This is a genomic window from Pelagibacterium limicola (genome assembly GCF_015694405.1).
In the GTDB taxonomy this organism is placed as follows: domain Bacteria; phylum Pseudomonadota; class Alphaproteobacteria; order Rhizobiales; family Devosiaceae; genus Pelagibacterium; species Pelagibacterium limicola.
The window spans coordinates 458,811-478,429 of record NZ_JADQDB010000001.1; the positions used below are offsets into that span (position 1 = coordinate 458,811).

A 19,619-nucleotide genomic window follows, 5' to 3' on the forward strand; every position below is an offset into this window, starting at 1 on the left:
ATTCTTCTGATTTATTTCTGAACGAATTATACGAATTTCGTTCAACTCGTTCAATTAACGAATCAAAATAGCTCGAAAGTCGTTGACATTGGTCCCTGTCGGCCCCGGCACGAACAGATCCTCTGCCGCATTGAAGGCGCTCCACGCATCGTGCCGCGCCAGCAGCAATCGGGGGTCGACCCCCGCCGCCCGCATCCGCGCCAGGCTTTGCCCATCGGCAAACGCCCCCGCATTGTCCTCGGACCCATCGATCCCGTCGGTATCGGCCGCCAGCGCCTCGATCCGGGGAATCCCTTCGATCCCGTGGGCAAAAGAAAGCAGGAATTCGGTATTCCGCCCGCCCTTGCCGTAAATTCCGTCGCGGATTGTTACCGTCGTCTCCCCGCCCGAAAGGATCGCGACGGGCTTTCTAAATGGCTGGTCTTTGACTGCGACCTCACGCGCAATGGCGGCGTGCATCGTCCCGATGTCCCGTGCCTCGCCCTCGATCGCATCCGAAAGGATGACGGCCTCCACCCCCATCTCCCGCGACTTAGCCGCGGCCGCGCCCAGCGATACGCCGGCCGAGGCAATCACATGCACCTCATTGCGCGCAAACCGCGGATCGTCCATTGAAGGCGCTTCCGCCTCACCGCTCCGCAAATGCGCCATCACCGCCTGCGGCAACGCCATCCGGTATTCGTCGATAATCGCCAGCGCATCGGCCACCGTCCCGGCCCCCGGCACTGTCGGCCCCGACGCCACAGCCGCAGGATCGTCTCCGGCAACATCTGACACCACAAGGCTCACCACCCGCGCCGGCCGGGCTGCCAGCGCCAGCCGCCCGCCCTTGATCCCTGACACCGCTTTGCGCACCACATTCATCGCCGAAACCGGGGCACCGGAGTTGAGCAGCGCCTTGTTGACTTCAACCTCGTCGGCAAAGCTCAAAGCCCCTGCAGGACACGGCAAAAGCGACGAGCCTCCACCCGAGATCAACGCAACGACCAGATCGTTCTCGCCAAGACCCGCAACCGCTTCGAGCAGTGCACGACTTCCGGCAAGTCCGGCTTCATCGGGCACCGGATGTGCCGATTGCATCACGCGGATCTTTTCGGTCTTGGCCACCGGTCCGTGCCGATCGACCACCACGCCGCTGAACGGGCCGTCCCACAGCGCCTCGAACGCCGCTGCCATTTGACTGGCAGCCTTGCCAGCGCCCACGACGACAACCCGACCCCTTGGTCTTTCCGGGAGATGTTTCCTGATGGCGTCGAGAGGATCGGCCGCCCGCACGGCCGCATCGAAGAGGGCAACGAGAAACGCGCGCGACGAAAAATCGCTATCCACCGGCAAACCTCCGCCTCTACCCGACCGCCTCCAGAGCGGCCAAGGCGGGGTGTCCATAAGCGACGAACGGCCCGTTTGCGAAGTCGGCGTCGTGACCCTGATTGCGCTTCCCATAGCGCAGGGGCTGCCCGTCACGCGCGAGCACAACCCCTCCCGCCGCGCGCAGGATGGCGTCACCGGCGGCGGTGTCCCATTCCATCGTGCGCCCATTGCGGGGATAGAGATCGGCCTGCCCTTCGGCAACCATGCAGAATTTGAGCGAGGACCCCAGCGCCATGAATTTGGCGACCGGCCAGTCGCCGTATCGGGCCTTGCGTTCCCCATCACCGTGCGAGCGGCTGCCCACGACGATGATTCCTTCCCTCTCCGGCTCCCGGGTTTCGGCCGCAAGCGGGGTCTGGCAGTGTCCGTTCTCGACCATCGCCACCTGAGCACCCTGCCCCAGCCCGCCCCACCAGATGCGTTTTAGTGCCGGAGCGTAAACCACCCCGGCCACCGGCACCCCATCGTCGATCAGCGCGATATTGACGGTGAATTCCCCGTTTTTGGAAATGAACTCCTTCGATCCGTCCAGTGGGTCGACGAGAAAGAAGCGCGCGCTGGCCGCGGGGACCTCCCCTTTTGCCACCGCCTCCTCGGCGATCACCGGCAGACCGGGGAACTGACCGGCAAGCGCGGAAAGGATCAGCTCTTCGGCCACAAGATCGGCTTCGGTGAGCGGTGATTGATCGGACTTCGTGACCACAGTAAAATCGCGGCAGTAGATGTCCATGATGCGTTGGCCTGCCGAGACCGCCGTCTCGACCATGCCGGCAATGAGGTTCTCTTTGTGAGGCATCGATGTTCCGGTTGCGGGTTCACTCAATGAGCTAACACGTCCGGCCCACCCCGGTCAAAGCATCTGCGACGGCAACCAGAGTACGAGGCCAGGTACGAAGAACACCAGCAGTACCGCAAGGAGTTGCAACAGAACAAACGGTATGATCCCCTTGTAGATATCGAGGATCGTGACCTCCTTGGGTGCGACGCCCTTTAAGTAAAAGAGCGAGAACCCCACAGGCGGGGTCAGGAACGATGTCTGCAGCGTCACCGCAAACAGCACGATGAACCAGATCGGGTCGAACCCGAGCGCCAACACCACCGGTGTTACCAGCGGCAGCATGATCAGCGAGATTTCGAGCCAGTCGAGGAAAAACCCGGCCAGGAACGCGATAAACAGGATCGCCAGTACGATCCCACCCGGGGGAAAGGGCAGCGAGCGCAGCAGCCCGCTGATGAATTCGTCTCCTCCCAGCTGGCGCATGACCACGGCAAACATCGTCGCGCCAAGGAAAATTCCGAAGATGAACGCGGTCGTGAGCGTCGTCTTCATGCCCACTTCCTTGAGCAGAGCGAGCGAAAACCGCCCGTTGGCAATTGCCAGCAGGGTCGCTCCAAGCGCCCCCACGCCGGAAGCCTCGGTCGGCGTTGCAAGGCCCAGGAAAATCGAACCGAGCACCGCAAGGATCAGCAGCAAGGGCGGCACGACTGCGAGCAGCGTATTGGCGATCAACTTGAACGAAACGGGGGGCAGGTCCTTGGGCGCCGGCGCCAGCGTTTTGGAGAGATTGGCCGCCACCACGATATAGACGAGAAAAATGCCGCCCAGCATCAGCCCCGGCAACAGCGCGCCCATGAAGAGATTGCCCACCGAGACCGACATCTGGTCGGCCATGATGATGAGCATGATGGACGGCGGAATGAGGATGCCTAACGTTCCCGCCGAGCAGACGACGCCCGAGGCAAACCCCTTGTTGTAGCCCTGCTGGAGCATGATCGGCATCGAAAGCATGGCGAGCAGGACCACCGACGCCCCCACAATGCCCGTCGATGCTGCGAGCAGGATGCCGATCAGCACCACCCCGAGCGCCAGACCGCCCCGGAACCGTCCAAACAGCTGGATGAAGTTGGACATGAGCTTTTCAGTGACGCCGGAACGCTCAAGCATGAGCCCCATGAAAATGAACATGGGCAGGGCGACCAGAAGCCAGTTCGACATCTGCCCGTAGACACGCTGAACGAAGATCCCGAAAATGCGCATGTCGGTGAGGAAATAGGTGTTCCAACCGAACCAGTCCGAACCGAGGATGGCAATGAAGGAAAAGACCACCGACACCCCGGCCAGCGCCCATGCGACCGGAAAGCCGGTGAAGATGATCGCGATGAACGAGACGAGCATCGCCATGACGAGGATTTCGTTTGCTGCAAACACCGGGTCAGCCTCCTATTGGGCTTTTGCTTTGGGAAAGCCGAACAGGAACGCACTCACGCGGACGAGCCGCGCAAGGGCCGCAAGGCCGATATAGGCAAAGGCGATGAGCAGCACCGACTTGATCATCCAGCGTGAGGGAAGCCCACCGACCGCGGGCGACCCTTCGCCACGCGTGAAGGATCGCTCGACGAATGGAATCGAATAGGTGATCATCAGGTAGACGAGCGGCAGTATTAAAAGCGCGATGCCCAGGAACTCGATGACGGCCCGCTTGCGGGGCGAAAGCGAGCCTGCGATCACATCGACCCGTACATGGGTGTCATGAAGGATCGCGTATCCGATCCCGATCATGAAGCCGATGGCATAAAGGTGCCACTGGACTTCCTCCACCCAGATGAAGTTGACCGAAAAGATGTAGCGCCCGATCACGTTGGCGACGATCACCAGCACGAGCACGATCCAGATCCAGTTGATGACGGCGCCGATGGCGCCCAACACGGCTTCGATCACATCCGAAAGCGCGGTACGTGGAAAGTCGAGCGTTCCCCCGCGCGCAGCTGCGCTCTCGATCTGCTCGAGATCCAGTTCGATCTCCTGACCCGGTTCGCTCATTGGCTACCCCTCCCACGCTCAGCCGAAGGAGGCGCCCCGGGAAGGGCGCCCCCCTTTTTTCGAAACAGCCGTAAGCCGTTACTCCCCGATGCGGGACTGCCAATCGCGTGGCAGGTAGCCTTTCTCCTTCCAGGGGCGCAGCTCGGCCTGATATTCCATCATCGAAGCATAGACTCTTCCAAACAACTCGTCAGCAGCCGAGCGGCGCTCCATCACCGTCTTGGTCGCTTCGTGGAAGGCGGCGATGATCTCGTCGCTATAGGTCTCGACATTGGTGCCGCTTTCCTCGAAACGCTGGATCACCGCGCCCTGCAGGGCTTCCGCACGAGCGATCGAATAGGCGGTGCCAGCCCAGCAGGCGTTTTCGATCATTGCCTTGGTCTGGTCGCCTAGCCCCTCCCAGACTCCGAGATTGACGTACAGGAACTGGTTCGTCGAAGGCTGGTGCCAACCCGGCAGATAGAGATAGGGCGCGACCTGATAGAAGCCCAGTTGCTCATCGACCGTCGGCAGCGAGAACTCGGTGCCATCGAGCACGCCGGTTTCGAGCGCCTGATAAAGCTCACCGCCCGGCATGACGGTAACCGACATGCCGAACTCGGCCATGATCTCTCCACCGATCCCGGCGGCGCGGAAGCGGATACCCTGGAAGTCGTCGACCGAAGTAATCTCTTCACGGAACCAACCAGCCGTTTCTGGACTGATCGTTCCGCACAGGATCGGGTGGACGTCGTAGGGGTGGAAAACCTCCGCCAGAAGTTCCTTGCCCCCGTGAAAGTGCATCCACGCCATGAACTCGATCGACTCCAGCCCGAACGGAGTGGCCCCGAACAATGCCGCGGCTGGAACCGTGCCCCATTCATACCCCATCCATGAGAAGCCGGCATCGATATTGCCGTCCGACACGTTCTCGAAGATCGCGAGCGCCGGGATGACTGTCCCGGGTTCGGCGACCTGAAGGTCGATGGCGCCATTGGACATGGCACGAAGTTGGTCGGCCACCCAGGGCATGGTATCGCCGAGCGCCGTTAGCGTGGATGCAAACGCCATCGGCACCTGCCAGCGCACATTCTCCTGCGCATTGGCCGTCGTCGCCGTGAAGGCAAGCGCACCAACAAGCGCGGTCGATGCAAGATATTTACCGGTGTTGATCTTCATTTGGTTCCTCCCATTGAAAAGATCGTGGTGTTTCAGTTTCCGGCGGACGCCTCACTTGGCGGTCCACCCCCCGTCTATCGAAAGCGCTGCGCCTGTAATGGACCGCGCAAGCTCCTGCGTCAGGTAGTGCGCAAGTTCGGCCACCTCCTCGGGTTGCACGAACTTCCGGGTCGGCTGTGGAGCGAGCATGACCTTGCGCACCACGTCCTCCTCGCTCATCCCATGCACACGAGCCTGATCGGCGACCTGCGCGGCAACAAGCGGCGTCCAGACATAGCCGGGGCAGATCGCGTTGCAGGTAATGCCGGCCTCGGCGACCTCAAGCGCCACCGTCTTTGTAAGTCCCACGACCGCATGCTTGGTCGCCACATAAGCAGACTTGAACGGAGAAGCGCGCAATCCATGCGCCGAAGCGATATTGACGATCCGCCCCCAGCCTCTCTTCTTCATCCCGGGCAGAGCGGTCCGGATGGTTTGAAATGCGCTGTCTAGGCTGACAGCGATAATCCTGTCCCAGTCCTCCTGGGCAAAATTGTCGATGGCCGCGACCTTCTGTATGCCGGCATTGTTTACGAGGATGTCGATCCGGCCGAACCGATCGATGACCGCCTTTGTCAGGTCGTGACTTTCCTCGGAGCGCGAAAGGTCGGCATGAAAGTAAACCGGAGCAGGACCACCTTCGGCGCCGATCCGATCGAGCGCCTCCTGCGCATCGGCCGCGCTTTCGAGCCCGTGCGCGGCGACCTGAAACCCCGCACGCGCCAGCCTGCAGGCAATCGCTAACCCAATGCCGGAGGTTGAACCCGTAACAAGCGCAACTTTCCCTGCGACGTCGTCAGACACCCTGTCTCCACCCTTTTTTACCCCGGCATCAGTTGCGTGCCGGCTGTCGTTGAAGACATTGTTTCAAGTTGCGTGCCAGATCGCAGAAAAATAAAATTGGTAAAGCCTTCCAAGGCCTTGCCAAACACGGCCTCCAACGTGCGAAAGGCTCTTGCGCCAATGCGTCCGTAGACCCGGACACAACAATCCGATTATCCGGATTCCCTAGACGCCGAGATCGTGCCGCTTGAGCTTTTCGTAAAACTGACTGCGGGAGACGCCCAGCAGGCGTGCGGCGACCGCCTTTTGCCCGTCGGCCCGCCGCAATGCGTCGAGCAGCGCCTCGCGCTCGGCGCGTGCAAGCGTCTCGGCAAGCGCGCCGCTGTCCGCGACAGGAGCCGGTGCATCCCCGACCATTTCCCGCAGAGCGGGCATCGCCTTGACGATGACGGCGGCATCCAGAACCTCGCTGGGCGCTATGGCCGCAGCGCGTTCGAGCACATTGCGCAACTCGCGCACATTGCCCGGCCAATCATAGCGCTCGAGCAAACTCACCGCTTCGGGCTCAAGCACCCAGCCAGGCAATTCTCCCGCCGGGGGTATTGTTTCGAGCAGGCGTTCGCAGATCGGCCCGATATCCTCGACCCTGTCCCGCAATGCAGGAACATTGATCGTGAGGACGGCTATCCGGTAATAAAGATCAGCGCGGAAAGCGCGCTCGGCCACCATCCGCTCGATGTTCTGCGAGGTGGCGGCGATAATCCGCACGTCCACCTTCCGCAGCGCGTTCGATCCGAGCGCTTCGATCTCACCCTCCTGCAATACGCGCAGCAGCTTTGCCTGGATCGAAAGCGGCATGTCGCCGATCTCGTCGAGAAACAGCGTCCCGCCATGCGCAAGCTCGAACTTGCCTTTGCGCAATTTCCGGTCGGCACCGGTGTAAGCGCCCGGTGCCACCCCGAAAAATTCCGATTCCAGCAACGCTTCAGGCACCGCTGCCATGTTGACGGCAACGAACGGCCCCTCCGCCCGGTCAGACGCCTGATGGATGGCGTGGGCGAGCAATTCCTTGCCGGTTCCGGTTTCCCCCAGAAGGAGGGCCGGCCCGTCGCGCAGGGCGAAGCGGCGAATCTGGCTCTTGAGCTCGGTCACCATTTCGCTCACCCCGACAAAATTGGACAGCGAATACTTGGTTTGCCGCTCCCGGCTCAATGCCGCTTGTGCGCGGCTGAGCTGCTTTTGCAATGCCTCGAGCTTTTTGAGAATGGGCTCGAGATAGTCCACATTGTCGTAAAAGACGAACCCAATGGCCCCCTGCACGACCCCATCCTCGTCCTTGAGCGGTATGCGGCACACGACAAGCTGGCGGTCGGCGATCAGCATGATGTCGAGCAGGATCGGCCGACCGGTCTCGACAACTTTCCGCAACATGGAATTGGGCAGAATTTCCTCTACGGGCCGCCCAATGGGATTGAAGTCCCTGGGCAGGCCCAGAAGCGTGCGATAGCGCCGGTCGATCCATGAGATGCGCGCCTGCGCATCCACCATGATGGCGCCCTCGAAGTATTCCCGCAGCAGCCCGAATACCCCCATGGCCGCTTCGACCAGCCTGGGGGGAGTGGCACCAATGGGATTTGTCTGCTCGATCATGCGGACACTCCTTATGGAGAAGCCTAATCCTCCCCGCTCACTCTCGCAACTGCGGCAGGTCCCTGTAGAGTTCCAGAGCCTCGGGATTGGACAAGGCCGTTGTGTTCTTGATCGATCGCCCGTGGATCACGTCGCGCACCGCGATCTCGGAGATCTTGCCCGAACGGGTCCGCGGGATTGCGCCGATAGCGATGATTTTGGCGGGGACGTGCCGGGGCGTGGCACCCGAACGTATCCTCGTGCGGATCAGTTTTTCGGTCTCCTCGTCCAGCATGGCGTCGCCGCGCATCTTGACGAACAGGATCACCCGCTGATCCCCTTCGATATCCTGCCCGACCGCAATCGCTTCCTCGATTTGAAATATCGTTTCGACCTGCCGGTAGATTTCCGCTGTGCCGATCCGCACCCCGCCGGGGTTGAGCGTGGTATCCGAGCGGCCATGAATGACGTAGCCGCCGGAGGGGCGTTTTTCCACATAGTCGCCATGCGCCCAGATACCAGGAAAACGCTCGAAATAGGCTTCCCGGTAGCGCGAGCCTTCGAGGTCGCCCCAGAACCTGACCGGCATGGAAGGGTGGGCGTTCCGGCAAACGAATTCGCCCGGGACGCCCGAGACCGGATTGCCCTCGTCATCAAGCGTATCGACGTCCATCCCGAGCATTGCCCCCTGCAATTCCCCGCGCCGGACGGGCGACAAGGGGTTTCCCCCGAGGAAACATCCGCAGATATCGGTCCCGCCCGAAATCGAGGCCAGATGCACATCGGCCTTCCACTCTCGGTGGATATAATCGAAGCTCGAAGGAATGAGCGGCGAGCCGGTCGAAAGGATCAGCTTGAGCCGGTCGAGCCGGTGCGTTTCGCGCGGCTTTAGTCCCGCCTTGAGGCAGGCATCGATATATTTCGCGCTGGTGCCGAATATGGTGATCTCTTCGCTATCGATCAGGTCGATGAGCCGCGCCGGTTCGGGATAGAACGGATTGCCGTCATAGGTGACGAGCGTTGCCCCCGTGGCCAGCCCCGAAACCTGCCAGTTCCACATCATCCACCCACAGGTGGTGAAATAGAAGAATTTTTCGCCCGGCTTGATATCGCATTGCAGGACGAGTTCCTTCAGATGCTGAATCAGCAGTCCAGCGGCCGAATGGGTAATGCACTTGGGTTTACCCGTGGTGCCGGAGGAAAAAAGGATCGCCAGCGGTGCCTCGAACGGCATCCGGTTAAAGTCGATTTCGGCCGGTTCGAACGGTGCGATCCAGTTGTCCAATGTCACGCAAGGCAGATCGCCCAGTGCTTGAGAAACCTCCTCCCCGAGGAGGACGATGCGTCTGAGACGAGCCCCCTCGGCCACGGCGCGGATCGACGGAGCGACATTGATCCTTTTGCCCGCATAGCCGTAACCCGGAACCGCGAGCAGCACCGTCGGATCGATCTGACACAACCGGTCACTCGCCCCCGCCGGGCCGAAATCGGGCGAACACGAAGCCCATATAGCGCCGATGGCCGAGGCCGCGAGATAGCCGGCAATGGCTTCGATATCGTGCGTGACGATGGCGGCGACCCGATCGCCCTCGCCCACGCCCTCGGACCGCAGCGCCTGCACCATCCGCGAAACGAGATCGTAGAGCGCAGTCCGCGTGATCTCTCGCCGCTCGCCATCGTCCCGATGAGCGACGACCGCCAGCGTTCCGTCGCGCCTGGCCAACATGTTCTCGGCATAATTTAGCCGCGCACCGGGATAGAACTTCGCATCCCTTATCGTTTGCCCGGGGGCAAAAGCGGCCTCGCCCTTCTCCCCGACGATGCCCAACTCGTCCCACAGCGCCTCGTAAAAGCCTTCCGGGTCTCGGATTGACCACTCGAGCAACGCGGCATAATCACCCGCTGCACCGCCATGGAGACGGGCGGCGCGCTCGGAAAGGCGCCACATGGCGGAGTCACGCTTGCGCGCCTCAGGCGGCGTCCAGAGGATATCGCTTTCCATCTAACGCTCCACGCACATGGCGATACCCATGCCCCCGCCGATGCAAAGGGTAGCAACGCCCCGCCGCACGTCGCGCCGGACCATCTCGTGGATGAGCGTAACCAGCACGCGCGCACCCGAAGCCCCGATCGGATGCCCCAGGGCAATCGCACCACCATTGACGTTGACCTTTCCGGGGTCGATCTCCAATTCACCGGCGACGGCTAGACTTTGCGCCGCAAAAGCCTCGTTGGCTTCCCAGAGATCGACATCTCCCACTGTCCACCCGGCCTTTTCGAGCGCCTTGCGCGAGGCCGGGATCGGGCCCAGCCCCATCACCTGCGGATCGAGCCCCGCCGTCGCCCAACTCACGATCCGGGCCATCGGGGCGCATCCGTTGGCCTTGAGCGCTGCACCCGACATCAAGACCAGAGCCGCGGCACCATCGTTGACACCCGACGCGTTGGCGGCCGTCACCGTCCCGTTTTCCTCGAAGGCGGGACGCAGTTTCGCCATGCTCTCGAGCGTCGCATCGTGCCGGATGAACTCGTCTTCCGTGACGATGGTCTCGCCCTTGCGCCCGGCAACCGTTACGGACACGACTTCGCTGGAGAACCTCCCCGCTCGCGCTGCCGCCGATGCCCGCTGCTGCGAGCGCAGTGCAAACTGATCCAGGCTTTCGCGTGTGAGGCCACACTGGCGGACAATGTTTTCAGCCGTCACGCCCATCGGATATCCGTAAAAAGCATCCGTGAGCCCATCGCGCATGACGGTATCGACAAGTTCGATATTGCCGAGCTTCTTGCCCGTACGCAGGCTGGCCACATGCGGTGCAAGGCTCATAGACTCCTGCCCCCCGGCCACAATCACCGCGGCATCGCCGCAAGCGATCTGCTGATAGCCGAGCGCCACCGCGCGAAGTCCCGATCCGCAGACCTGGTTGACGAGAAAGGCCGTCGAGGCATCTGGGATACCCGCCTGGCGTGCCGCCTGCCGCGCGGGGTTCATGCCCGCTCCAGCCGACAGCACCTGCCCCATGATCGTCTCATCCACCACAGCAGGAGGTATACCGGCCAAGTCAAGCGCCCCTCTTATGGCAAGAGCGCCAAGTTCATGCGCGTGGAGTGTCGCCAACGCGCCATTGACGACGCCGATCGGCGTGCGCTTTGCGCTGACAATGAAGACATCCTTGTCCGTCATCGCGATCCTCCTCCATTGGCAATTTGTACCGCTTGCACGGATGGACCGTGTAGACGTATTTATACGTCATGGATGCATCCGGTCCCCATCGCGAATTTGCCCTCGAAGCTCTACCTGTACCTCTCGTCTATGCGACCCACCGCATCATCCGTGAGGTCAACGCCGCGTTCGCGCAATTGTTCGGTTATGAGCCCGACGATCTCCGCAACAAGAGCTTCAACCTGCTTTACCCGCGCCTGTCGGATTTCGTGATGGTCGGCGACCTCTGGCGTACCAATTTCGCGGGCGGGCGCAGCTACCAAGACGAGCGCATCATGCGCAGACGCGACGGCACCCTGTTCTGGTGCCGCGTCCGAGGCCGCTCAATGATCGAAGCCGACCCATTCTCCGAGGCGATCTACTGCTTCGACGTCCTACCCCGCCCGGTCAGCGGAGGGCCCGCCACCCTGACCGACCGCCAGCGCCAGATCGTGGCCCTCGTCGCCCAAGGCAAGACCAATGCCGCCATCGCGGCCGAATTGGGCCTTTCGCCACGCAGCGTCGAAACCCATCGTTACCGCCTGACGAGGTCACTCGGCCTTCGGAATGCCGCCGAACTCGTCGCCTGGTTCTCGACGGCCTAGGCGATATCGCGGAAGGCGTGGAGCAAATCCGAACGGCTCAACACCCCGACCAGCCGCCCATTCTCCATCACCGGGAAGAGGCGGTAGGGCGACGCCAGAAAGGCTTCCGCCGCGGATACGATATCAGTGCCCGCTGCGAGCGTCTGAACTTCGCGCGTCATGTAGCGCCCGACCGTTCCACCCCATTGCTTGTAGTAACTGGCGCTAAGCGCGGCTTTGAAGCAATCTTTCTTGGTGAGAATGCCGGTGAGATTTCCCGTCTCGTCTACCACCGGCGCTCCGGGAATGCGCTTATCGAGAAGCAGTGCCACCGCCCGGTTGATCTCGAGATCGATCGGCAGCGACACAAGTTCGGTGACCATGTAGTCGGCAATGGTTTGCGGCGCACTCATTGCCTATCTCCCTCGGCAAGCCTGTGCGGGCAATCCTCGCAATCGAGCTTCTTGATGCAGGCGAGCCCACCACAACTCCCTTTGATCGGCTGACGGCCAAAAACCACGCCCGTCGCAAGCCCCAGCACGGCCAGCCCTACGATCAGCAATGACAATACGATGGTTTCCATGATCGCCGTCTAGCCCAGCATCACGCCGGGCATTGCTCCAGTGGCGACGGGCCGTAATGCCCCACCGTCATCAAATAATATCAACGCGTCGAGCGCGTTGGCTTCGGCCATATCGAGCGCCTTTTCCATCGGCACCGCCATCAGGGCCGTCGCCCATGCATCCGCGATCTCCGCTGTCGGAGCCAGAACTGAAACGCTCCTCACGAGTGTTTCCACCGGCTCGCGTGAAGATGGATCGATAATATGGCTAAAGAGCCGGTCACCGATCCTGTAGCCATTGGAGAGGCTGCCCGAGGTTGCCACCGCTCCCCCTTCCAGCATGATCCCGAACGTCATCGGATATCCCGGAACATCGACCCCAACCTGCCAGGACCGTCCGGCGGGGTTGAGCCCTCGCGCCGCAACCTCACCGCCGAGATCGAGCAGGAAATCCTCAATGCCCGCCGCCTCAAGCGCCTCGCACATCAGATCGAGCGCCCGTCCCTTGGCGACGCCGCACAAATCGAGCGTCAGATCCGGCGCTATCTTCCGCATAGCCCCTTCGGCAACATCTATCCCGGCAAACCGGCCCTCGCCGCCCGCGATCGGCCCGAAGCCATACCGAGCGACAAGCGGCCCGACAGTCGGATCGAATGCGCCCTCGCTCCCGCGCGCCATATCGGCGGCCTTTAGCAGCAGTCGCGCCATCTCGGGCGGAACCGGTTGCCAATCGGTATCCTGCGAACGGTTGACCCGCGAAAGGTCACTGTCGGTCCGGTAAGGCGAGAAGACACCGTCGATCATCTCGATGACCTCTGCCATTGCGCGTGGCACGTCTGCGCCACGCGGCATTGTAAGCCGCCAATAGGAGCCAAAGGCATCGCCACCGGTTGTCACCAATTCCCGCGCCCATGCGGGGAACGCAGCGGCTGTCAGTCCCGCACCGGTCAGATGAATGAATTGGCGTCGCGTCAGCATGGTCATATCCCGAAATCGTCGTTGAAGATCGAACCTGGCTCCACTCCGCAGCCGTCCAGCATCGCCAGCACGGCCTGGATCATCAGCGGTGGCCCGCACAGATAGTATTCACAGTCCTCGGGTGCCGGATGGTCCTTGAGGTAATTGGCAAGGACAACCTCATGGATGAAGCCCTGCGGCCCATCCCAGTTGTCCTCCGGCATCGGCTCGGAGAGTGCGACGGTCCAGGAAAAGTTCGCATACCGTTCGGCGAGGGCATCGAATTCTTCCTTGTAGAAGATGTCCGCCCCGCTGCGGGCGCCGTACCAGAACGAAATCTTGCGCCCGGTGCCTTTGCCCAACTGCTCGTGGATCATCGCACGTAACGGCGCCATACCGACCCCACCACCGATGAACAGCATCTCTCGCTCCGTATCTTGAACGCGGAATTCCCCGAAAGGACCCGACACCGCCAGTTCGTTGCCGGGTTCGAGCGCGAAAAGATAAGAGGAAACGATTCCCGGCGGCACCTCCTGCTCCCGGCCCGGAGGTGGAACTGCGAGCCGGATATTGAGCACAATCCGTCCCGTGTCTTCCGGTCGGCTGGCGACCGAATAAGCGCGGTGGGTGTTTTCTGTGCTGATCGCGCGGATCCCGCGCCAACTCATGCTTTGCCAGACCGCCTCGTGCCGTGGATCGACGGCGATGTCCCCGAACGCCAACTCGTAGGGCGGGGCCTCGATCTGGACGTAGCCACCGGCATGGAACTCGAAATTCACCCCCTCGGGGACTTCGAGAACCAGTTCTTTGATCAGCGGCGCGACCATTTCATTGGACACTACGCGCGAGGACCAGCTTTCGGCGGCCAGAATGTCGTCGGGCACCGACACCGCTACCGGTCCACGAATAACAACCTGGCAGGCAAGCCGTTGCCCCTCGCGCAGGTCCCCGCGGGAGAGACGCGCGGCCTCCGTGGGCAAAACCTCTCCGCCGCCGTTCATGACCCTGACCTTGCATAGCCCGCAGGTGCCCGCTCCCGCGCAGGCCGAAGGCACCGCTATCCCGGCATCGTTGAGCGTCTGCAGCAATTTGGCGCCTGTCAAGCCACGGGCTGTCGTCGTACCGTTGACCGTGATTTCCACGGGCCGCGACGGGGAAAGCACCGACCGCGCCGCCATGACGATGGCGGAGAGCAAGAGGATCAGAACAACGATCAGCGCGCTGCCCAGGACGATCTCGATCATAACCGCACCCCTGCGAACGCGGTAAAGCCCATCGAGAGCAGACCGGTGGCGATGAAGGCTATCCCGAGCCCGCGCAGCCCGTCCGGGATATCGGCATAGTTGAGCCGCTCGCGGATGGCCGCCAGCCCCATGATGGCTAGCGCCCAACCCACGCCACTGCCGAGCCCGAAGACGACGCTTTCGGCAAACGTATAATTGCGCTCTTCCATAAAGAGGCTACCGCCAAGAATGGCGCAGTTGACGGTAATGAGCGGGAGATAGATCCCCAACGCCCGGTAAAGCGCGGGAACATATCTGTCGAGAAACATCTCAAGCACCTGCACGACGGCGGCGATGACACCGATAAAGGCGATAAGGGCGAGAAAGGTGAGATCGACGTTTCCGAGGCCAATCCACCCCCATGCCCCCGGCGCGAGCAGATGGGCAAGGATCAGATGGTTGATCGGGACCGTGACTGTCTGGACGACGATCAGCGCGATCCCCAGACCAACCGCCGTATCGAGTCGTTTCGAGACGGCAAGGAAAGTGCAGACACCGAGGAAGTAGCTGAGGATCAGGTTTTCGGCAAAAACCGAGCGCAGGAACAGATCCATCATGGCCCCTGCCGCTCCTTGTCGGCATCGATCTCGTAGTCGGCCTGCTCGATCTGCGCCGGGCGCAGCGACCGAACGGCCCAAACCAGGAGGCCGAGGACGATGAACGCGCTGGGTGCGAGCAGCATGAGATTGAGCGGCGTATACCACCCGCCTTCGTAGATTGTGGGCAGCACCATCCGTCCGAACAGGGTGCCCGCGCCGAACAACTCGCGGACAAATGCAACAATCAGGAGGATCAGCGAATAGCCGAGCCCGTTACCGAGGCCATCGAGCATCGATGGCCCGACAGGGTTGTGCATAGCAAAGGCTTCGGCACGGCCCAGAACAAGGCAATTTGTGACGATCAACCCGACGAAGATCGAGAGTCGCTGGCTGATATCGAACGCGTAGGCCTGAATAACCTGGTCGATGACGATTACCAGCGAGGCGATGATGGTGATCTGGATAATGAGGCGGATCGAGCCAGGAATGTGCCGGCGGATGGTGCTGATGACCGCGCTGGCCATGACCAGAACGCCCGTCAGCGCCATACACATCACCAGCGCCGTGGTCATCGAGGTGGTCACCGCCAGCGCCGAGCAGATGCCCAGGATCTGCAGGGTTATCGGGTTGTTGTCGATAATCGGCCCATAAAGATGGCGAAGAGTCTTCATGGCGCGAACGTCCCTTCGCGCAATCGCGCGAGCACCGGTCCGAACCCGTATTCCCCGAGCCAGAAATGCACCGCTGCACTGACGGCAGATCCTGTGCGCGTCGCGCCGGTGATGCCGTCGACCTCGAATGCATTGGACGCGCGGCCGCGCACAACCGACAGGCGGATCGAGCCGGACTCGTCTGCGATCTGCTTGCCCGGCCAAAGCGCCTGCCATGCCGGTTCTTCGATCCGCGAGCCCAATCCGGGGGTTTCGCCCTGCTCGACAATCGAAAGCGCTGCGACCGTGTTGAAATCGTCTTCGAGCGCGATGTTTGCGTAGATGGTGGACTGATAGCCCGAGGCAGAAATGGGCAGAATGACAAGCCGCACTACATCGCCTTCGCGTAGAATATTGATCGGGGCGAAATCGGCCCGCCGCCCCAGACCGGCGACATCGAGTTCACGTGGGATTTCGCTGGACATGGCAGGATCGGTCGCCGCGGCACGGGCGTCGAACGTCCCCGGATCGATATCGGTTACTTCGCCCGAACGCAGATCGACCACAACGGTTTCGAGTGTGTCGACGCCCGAAGCCTCCAGGATTTCGGCCATGGCGGGCATGGAGGCGATCATCGCATCGAGTCGCGCCTGACGCTCGGCGGCGCGATTGGCTTCTTGCATCGGTGCAAGAAGCACCGCAGCGGACGACACCAGCACCGAACAGACGGTCGCCACGATGAAGGCGACGGCGATCGTCTTGGTTTGGCTCTCGTTGGGCAGGGCCAGAAGGCGGCGCCAGAGCGAAAACGGGTTGAGATCAACCATTGCGACGTCTCCATGATGCGGTTTGCACAGCGACCGCTCCGGCATCGATCAGGGGAGCGAAAAGAGAGGCCAGCAGCGCCGCAAAGACGATCGCCTGTGGCATATCGATTCCGATATCGACCCAGCCGAACAACGCTGTCAGTGCACCGGCAAGCGCGCCATAGACCCATCGCCCGCCCCGCGTGGCGGCCGACGCGACCGGATCGCCAACGAGATAGATCAGCCCGAATACGAGGCTGCCCTGCACAGCGAACGCCAACGGATCCTCGCCGAGTGCGAGGCTGACCGCCGAAAGACCGAGGACCGCCGACACGATCACCTGCCAGGAAACGATCCCCGTAACGATCAGCATCAGGCCGCCGGGCAGCACCGCGGCGGCGACAAGCGGCCCCGTCCCCGCATGCAGAGTTTCGGGGAAGCCGAAATAGATAAAGGCAAGCGTTGCCACGCCGGCACTTATGACGTTCCGGCCCCAGCCACCGAACACCTGCTCACCGATTACCACCCCGAACGACACCGCCAATGCCAATTGCCAGGGATCCTGCAGACCGGGCGCCAGAAGCGCGACCGAAAGCGCTGTGACGAAGGCGATCGGCGTGAGCGGCTGGGCGCGCGTGAAAAGGAACACGATCTGCCACACGAGGATGACAGCGAGCACCAATCCGCCCCGCCATAGCGCCGCGGGGCCGAGCTCAATAAAGGCGGCGCCGGCCACCGGCAGCGTCGCCGCGAGTATCACCCAGCCTATCGTGTCGCGCTGCCAGACCCCGGCGATCATGCTCCCTCCTCCAGTTCATTAAGGACCGCCCGCAGCTTCTTGCCAAAGTCGATCTCCGCCCCCGTGACATAGGTGGCCAGTGCCATGTCCTCTTCGCTTAGTCCGAGGCCGCCGAGCTTTTCGGCCGCTTCGATATTCCCAACTGAAAGGGAACGCAGCAAAGGAACGACGGGAAGGTCCGGCCCAAGCGCCTGCTCGAGCGCCTGCGTAGGGATGAAGGCGGCCGGTTTTGCCGCACGCGCGAGCGCCGCCAGGAACCAGTGGCTCCGCTTGGGCCGGGGCGCCTCAAGCACGCTAGCCTGCAGGTGATGACGACAGAGGAATCGGCTTTCCCAACCCGATAGCGCCGAACCTGAGAGAATAATTTTCTGACCGGGAGTGAGTTCATTCCGAAGGAGCGCATGGAGATCGACGCCGAGCGGAACCCGGAGATAACGTGGATTGCGCATTCCCGGTCCGCTTGCCGCGATCACCCGGAAGGTTTCCATCTCACCGGTTGCGAGTAGCCCCCCCAAAGCGATAACGTCCTGATAGTTGATGTGCCACACCGGCTTCTCGATGGTCGCTGGATGAAGCCGCGCAATATGGCTGCCCGGCAACCCGGCCGGATGCGGACCGCTCACATCGACCGCAACAATCCTCCCCGATGGTTCAAAGAGCCGGGCACCGGCAGGCTGACACACGTATACCGGACCTTGTGTCAACAACTCCATCGCGCGCACACCGCGCGAAAATTCGTCTTCGCGACCGGCCAGTATCAGAAGAGGATCGGCAGCATTGGGATTGGTATCTACTGCGGTGACGAACACCGCGCTCGCCTCGGCCGCAGGGTCTGGGATCCGATCAAAGGGGCGTGTACGCAAGGCCGGCCAGAGACCCGCCCGCAACATAAGCGCGCGCAAACCCTCCGGGCTGGCGCCATCCACCGGACCAAAGTCGAGCCGCTCGTCCCCCTCGGGCTCGATCGTGACCCACTGCAAGCGCCGCCGTGCGCCAATGGCAATTTCGGAAACGCGCCCGCTGATCGGTGAGGTAAGGACGATATCGGGACACTTGCGATCCCTAACCAGGGCTTCCCCTCGCGCAACGACCTGCCCCTCCGGGATCTGCGCTTGCCACCGAATGGAAGGAAAATCGGACGCAAGGATGGCAGCCTGGACCGGTCGCGACATTTCAGAAACCATCGCAACAGGCTTGGCACCTGATGGTATCGACAGTCCGCGGCTGAAATGGAGTTTCATGTCGCCTCATCGGAAATGATGCCAAGAGCTTTGGCGGACAAATTTGACGAGGACGTTGACTCAGGTCAACATTAGGGTGGGTTTTTTGGCCAGTCAAAAACCCGGAACAGCCAAGGGGAGCATCGGTGCCATGCGGACCAGCACGATTGTGATTGCCGGAATTTCAGCATTTCTCGCATTCGGTCCAGCGAGTGGCGCCTATGCGCAGCAGTCCTCTCCGGAGCTGACGATTGTCGAAAAATGGCTAGGCTCGGGACATGCCGATCGCGACTCGCCCTCTTTCACCCATTGGAACGCCGAAGGCGCCATTCCCCAGAATTGCGCTGTCTGCCATTCGGGAGAAGGATTTCGCGAGTTTTACGGCCTCGACGGCTCACCGGTCGGCGAAATTGCCCATCCAATACCGACCGGGGGGGTCATCGACTGCGCGACGTGTCATGAAGACGGCGCTGAGGACATAGCCGCCGTTAGCTTTCCGTCCGGTATCGAAATCGCTACGCCCGGCTCGGTCGCGACATGCCTCACCTGCCATCAGGGTCGGCAATCGGGCGTGAACATATCCCGCGCGACAGACGGGATGGACGACGATACCGTCAATCCGGAGCTGACCTTCCTCAACCCGCACTATGCGGTGGCCGCGGCAACGCAATTTGGCAGCGAGGTCAAGGGCGCCTACGAATATCCCGGTAAGGACTATATGGGTCGGTTCGCCCACGTTCCTGCCTTCTCGACATGTGCGGATTGCCACGATCCACATAGTCTCGAAGTGGTTGCCGTAACCTGCGTCGGCTGCCACCAGACCGACGATGTGCGGGCTATCCGCACGTCGCGCGGCGATTACGACGGCGATGGCGACACATCGACTGGTATATACCTCGAAATCGCCAATCTGACCGCGCGACTAAGTGAAGCGATCGAGGCCTATGCGTCGGAGATTTCGGGGACCCCGATCGTCTATGCCGACAGGTTCCCCTATTTCTTTAACGCCGGCACGGAGATGACCCCGGCCAACCGCTACAACGCCTGGACCCCGAACCTCTTGCGTGCGGCATACAACTTCCAGTTCATCTCAAAGGACAAGGGCGCCTATTCGCATAACCCGCACTACGCCATTCAGGTGCTTCACGACAGCATAGAGAGCCTGGCGAATGCCGGAAACCTTGGGATCGAGATCGAACTGGGCGAACGGCCCTGACAG

The 19,619-nt window shown here is 61.8% G+C and carries 20 protein-coding genes; 2 read left to right on the plus strand and 18 right to left on the minus strand.

Annotated elements, in window-relative coordinates; translation table 11 throughout:
* Positions 1-54 precede the first annotated feature (54 nt).
* The 9 genes from I2G20_RS02255 to I2G20_RS02295 form a co-directional block, all read right to left on the minus strand.
* Positions 55-1,329, minus strand: coding sequence for a glycerate kinase type-2 family protein (locus I2G20_RS02255; protein WP_343070291.1), 1,275 nt, complete (start codon positions 1,327-1,329; stop codon positions 55-57).
* A gap of 16 nt (positions 1,330-1,345) precedes the next feature.
* Positions 1,346-2,167 (minus strand): 3'(2'),5'-bisphosphate nucleotidase CysQ, encoded by an 822-nt coding sequence (gene cysQ / locus I2G20_RS02260; RefSeq protein WP_196258041.1) that lies wholly within the window; start codon positions 2,165-2,167, stop codon positions 1,346-1,348.
* 54 nt (positions 2,168-2,221) lie between these two features.
* Positions 2,222-3,580, minus strand: a complete 1,359-nt coding sequence (locus I2G20_RS02265) for a TRAP transporter large permease (protein ID WP_343070292.1) — start codon at positions 3,578-3,580, stop codon at positions 2,222-2,224.
* A gap of 12 nt (positions 3,581-3,592) precedes the next feature.
* Positions 3,593-4,192, minus strand: a complete 600-nt coding sequence (locus I2G20_RS02270; protein ID WP_196258042.1) for a TRAP transporter small permease subunit — start codon at positions 4,190-4,192, stop codon at positions 3,593-3,595.
* Positions 4,193-4,270: 78 nt separating this feature from the next.
* The gene (locus tag I2G20_RS02275) at positions 4,271-5,350 is read right to left on the minus strand and encodes a TRAP transporter substrate-binding protein (protein WP_196258043.1); all 1,080 of its coding nucleotides are present in this window, start codon (positions 5,348-5,350) and stop codon (positions 4,271-4,273) included.
* A gap of 51 nt (positions 5,351-5,401) precedes the next feature.
* Positions 5,402-6,193, minus strand: a complete 792-nt coding sequence (locus I2G20_RS02280) for a 3-hydroxybutyrate dehydrogenase (RefSeq protein ID WP_196258044.1) — start codon at positions 6,191-6,193, stop codon at positions 5,402-5,404.
* Positions 6,194-6,397: 204 nt separating this feature from the next.
* Positions 6,398-7,822, minus strand: coding sequence for a sigma-54 interaction domain-containing protein (locus I2G20_RS02285; protein ID WP_196258045.1), 1,425 nt, complete (start codon positions 7,820-7,822; stop codon positions 6,398-6,400).
* A gap of 37 nt (positions 7,823-7,859) precedes the next feature.
* Complete coding sequence (locus I2G20_RS02290; RefSeq protein ID WP_196258046.1) at positions 7,860-9,803, minus strand: acetoacetate--CoA ligase; 1,944 nt, start codon at positions 9,801-9,803, stop codon at positions 7,860-7,862.
* Entirely contained in the window at positions 9,804-10,982 is a 1,179-nt protein-coding gene (locus tag I2G20_RS02295; protein ID WP_196258047.1) for an acetyl-CoA C-acetyltransferase, read from the minus strand. It lies immediately after the preceding gene.
* Between the two features lie 68 nt (positions 10,983-11,050).
* Here I2G20_RS02295 and I2G20_RS02300 point away from each other — a divergent pair, with 68 nt between their 5' ends.
* Positions 11,051-11,605, plus strand: a complete 555-nt coding sequence (locus I2G20_RS02300) for a helix-turn-helix transcriptional regulator (RefSeq protein WP_196258048.1) — start codon at positions 11,051-11,053, stop codon at positions 11,603-11,605.
* On the opposite strand, the gene I2G20_RS02305 is transcribed toward I2G20_RS02300, so the two are convergent.
* The 9 genes from I2G20_RS02305 to I2G20_RS02345 are packed head-to-tail and all read right to left on the minus strand — an operon-like array spanning position 11,602 to position 18,421.
* Complete coding sequence (locus tag I2G20_RS02305) at positions 11,602-11,997, minus strand: CBS domain-containing protein (protein WP_196258049.1); 396 nt, start codon at positions 11,995-11,997, stop codon at positions 11,602-11,604. The genes I2G20_RS02300 and I2G20_RS02305 overlap by 4 nt on opposite strands.
* Positions 11,994-12,167 (minus strand): (Na+)-NQR maturation NqrM, encoded by a 174-nt coding sequence (gene nqrM / locus I2G20_RS02310; protein WP_196258050.1) that lies wholly within the window; start codon positions 12,165-12,167, stop codon positions 11,994-11,996. Before nqrM ends, I2G20_RS02305 begins: the two co-directional genes overlap by 4 nt.
* 9 nt (positions 12,168-12,176) lie before the next feature.
* On the minus strand, positions 12,177-13,124 hold the full coding sequence (locus tag I2G20_RS02315; RefSeq protein WP_196258051.1) for an FAD:protein FMN transferase: 948 nt from the start codon (positions 13,122-13,124) through the stop codon (positions 12,177-12,179).
* Between the two features lie 2 nt (positions 13,125-13,126).
* On the minus strand, positions 13,127-14,347 hold the full coding sequence (nqrF, locus tag I2G20_RS02320; RefSeq protein WP_196258052.1) for an NADH:ubiquinone reductase (Na(+)-transporting) subunit F: 1,221 nt from the start codon (positions 14,345-14,347) through the stop codon (positions 13,127-13,129).
* On the minus strand, positions 14,344-14,943 hold the full coding sequence (gene nqrE, locus I2G20_RS02325) for an NADH:ubiquinone reductase (Na(+)-transporting) subunit E (protein WP_196258053.1): 600 nt from the start codon (positions 14,941-14,943) through the stop codon (positions 14,344-14,346). The genes nqrF and nqrE overlap by 4 nt, the downstream gene beginning before the upstream one ends.
* Positions 14,940-15,596 (minus strand): NADH:ubiquinone reductase (Na(+)-transporting) subunit D, encoded by a 657-nt coding sequence (locus tag I2G20_RS02330; RefSeq protein ID WP_196258054.1) that lies wholly within the window; start codon positions 15,594-15,596, stop codon positions 14,940-14,942. Before I2G20_RS02330 ends, nqrE begins: the two co-directional genes overlap by 4 nt.
* The gene (gene nqrC / locus I2G20_RS02335; protein ID WP_196258055.1) at positions 15,593-16,402 is read right to left on the minus strand and encodes an NADH:ubiquinone reductase (Na(+)-transporting) subunit C; all 810 of its coding nucleotides are present in this window, start codon (positions 16,400-16,402) and stop codon (positions 15,593-15,595) included. Before nqrC ends, I2G20_RS02330 begins: the two co-directional genes overlap by 4 nt.
* Positions 16,395-17,180, minus strand: coding sequence for an RnfABCDGE type electron transport complex subunit D (locus I2G20_RS02340; RefSeq protein ID WP_196258056.1), 786 nt, complete (start codon positions 17,178-17,180; stop codon positions 16,395-16,397). The genes nqrC and I2G20_RS02340 overlap by 8 nt, the downstream gene beginning before the upstream one ends.
* Positions 17,177-18,421: a Na(+)-translocating NADH-quinone reductase subunit A gene (locus I2G20_RS02345; protein ID WP_196258057.1), complete on the minus strand. Its 1,245-nt coding sequence runs from the start codon at positions 18,419-18,421 to the stop codon at positions 17,177-17,179. The genes I2G20_RS02340 and I2G20_RS02345 overlap by 4 nt, the downstream gene beginning before the upstream one ends.
* Positions 18,422-18,551: 130 nt before the next feature.
* Here I2G20_RS02345 and I2G20_RS02350 point away from each other — a divergent pair, with 130 nt between their 5' ends.
* The gene (locus tag I2G20_RS02350; protein ID WP_196258058.1) at positions 18,552-19,616 is read left to right on the plus strand and encodes a cytochrome c3 family protein; all 1,065 of its coding nucleotides are present in this window, start codon (positions 18,552-18,554) and stop codon (positions 19,614-19,616) included.
* The last annotated feature ends 3 nt before the right edge of the window (positions 19,617-19,619 follow it).

Excerpts from the sequence above, each read along its gene's own strand:
- cysQ (WP_196258041.1), bottom strand. The coding sequence starts at position 2,167 with ATGCCTCACAAAGAGAACCTCATTGCCGGCATGGTCGAGACGGCGGTC.
- I2G20_RS02270 (WP_196258042.1), bottom strand. The coding sequence starts at position 4,192 with ATGAGCGAACCGGGTCAGGAGATCGAACTGGATCTCGAGCAGATCGAG.
- I2G20_RS02275 (WP_196258043.1), bottom strand. The coding sequence starts at position 5,350 with ATGAAGATCAACACCGGTAAATATCTTGCATCGACCGCGCTTGTTGGT.
- I2G20_RS02285 (WP_196258045.1), bottom strand. The coding sequence starts at position 7,822 with ATGATCGAGCAGACAAATCCCATTGGTGCCACTCCCCCCAGGCTGGTC.
- I2G20_RS02290 (WP_196258046.1), bottom strand. The coding sequence starts at position 9,803 with ATGGAAAGCGATATCCTCTGGACGCCGCCTGAGGCGCGCAAGCGTGAC.
- I2G20_RS02295 (WP_196258047.1), bottom strand. The coding sequence starts at position 10,982 with ATGACGGACAAGGATGTCTTCATTGTCAGCGCAAAGCGCACGCCGATC.
- I2G20_RS02300 (WP_196258048.1), top strand. The coding sequence starts at position 11,051 with ATGGATGCATCCGGTCCCCATCGCGAATTTGCCCTCGAAGCTCTACCT.
- I2G20_RS02305 (WP_196258049.1), bottom strand. The coding sequence starts at position 11,997 with ATGAGTGCGCCGCAAACCATTGCCGACTACATGGTCACCGAACTTGTG.
- nqrM (WP_196258050.1), bottom strand. The coding sequence starts at position 12,167 with ATGGAAACCATCGTATTGTCATTGCTGATCGTAGGGCTGGCCGTGCTG.
- I2G20_RS02315 (WP_196258051.1), bottom strand. The coding sequence starts at position 13,124 with ATGCTGACGCGACGCCAATTCATTCATCTGACCGGTGCGGGACTGACA.
- nqrF (WP_196258052.1), bottom strand. The coding sequence starts at position 14,347 with ATGATCGAGATCGTCCTGGGCAGCGCGCTGATCGTTGTTCTGATCCTC.
- nqrE (WP_196258053.1), bottom strand. The coding sequence starts at position 14,943 with ATGATGGATCTGTTCCTGCGCTCGGTTTTTGCCGAAAACCTGATCCTC.
- I2G20_RS02330 (WP_196258054.1), bottom strand. The coding sequence starts at position 15,596 with ATGAAGACTCTTCGCCATCTTTATGGGCCGATTATCGACAACAACCCG.
- nqrC (WP_196258055.1), bottom strand. The coding sequence starts at position 16,402 with ATGGTTGATCTCAACCCGTTTTCGCTCTGGCGCCGCCTTCTGGCCCTG.
- I2G20_RS02340 (WP_196258056.1), bottom strand. The coding sequence starts at position 17,180 with ATGATCGCCGGGGTCTGGCAGCGCGACACGATAGGCTGGGTGATACTC.
- I2G20_RS02345 (WP_196258057.1), bottom strand. The coding sequence starts at position 18,421 with ATGAAACTCCATTTCAGCCGCGGACTGTCGATACCATCAGGTGCCAAG.
- I2G20_RS02350 (WP_196258058.1), top strand. The coding sequence starts at position 18,552 with ATGCGGACCAGCACGATTGTGATTGCCGGAATTTCAGCATTTCTCGCA.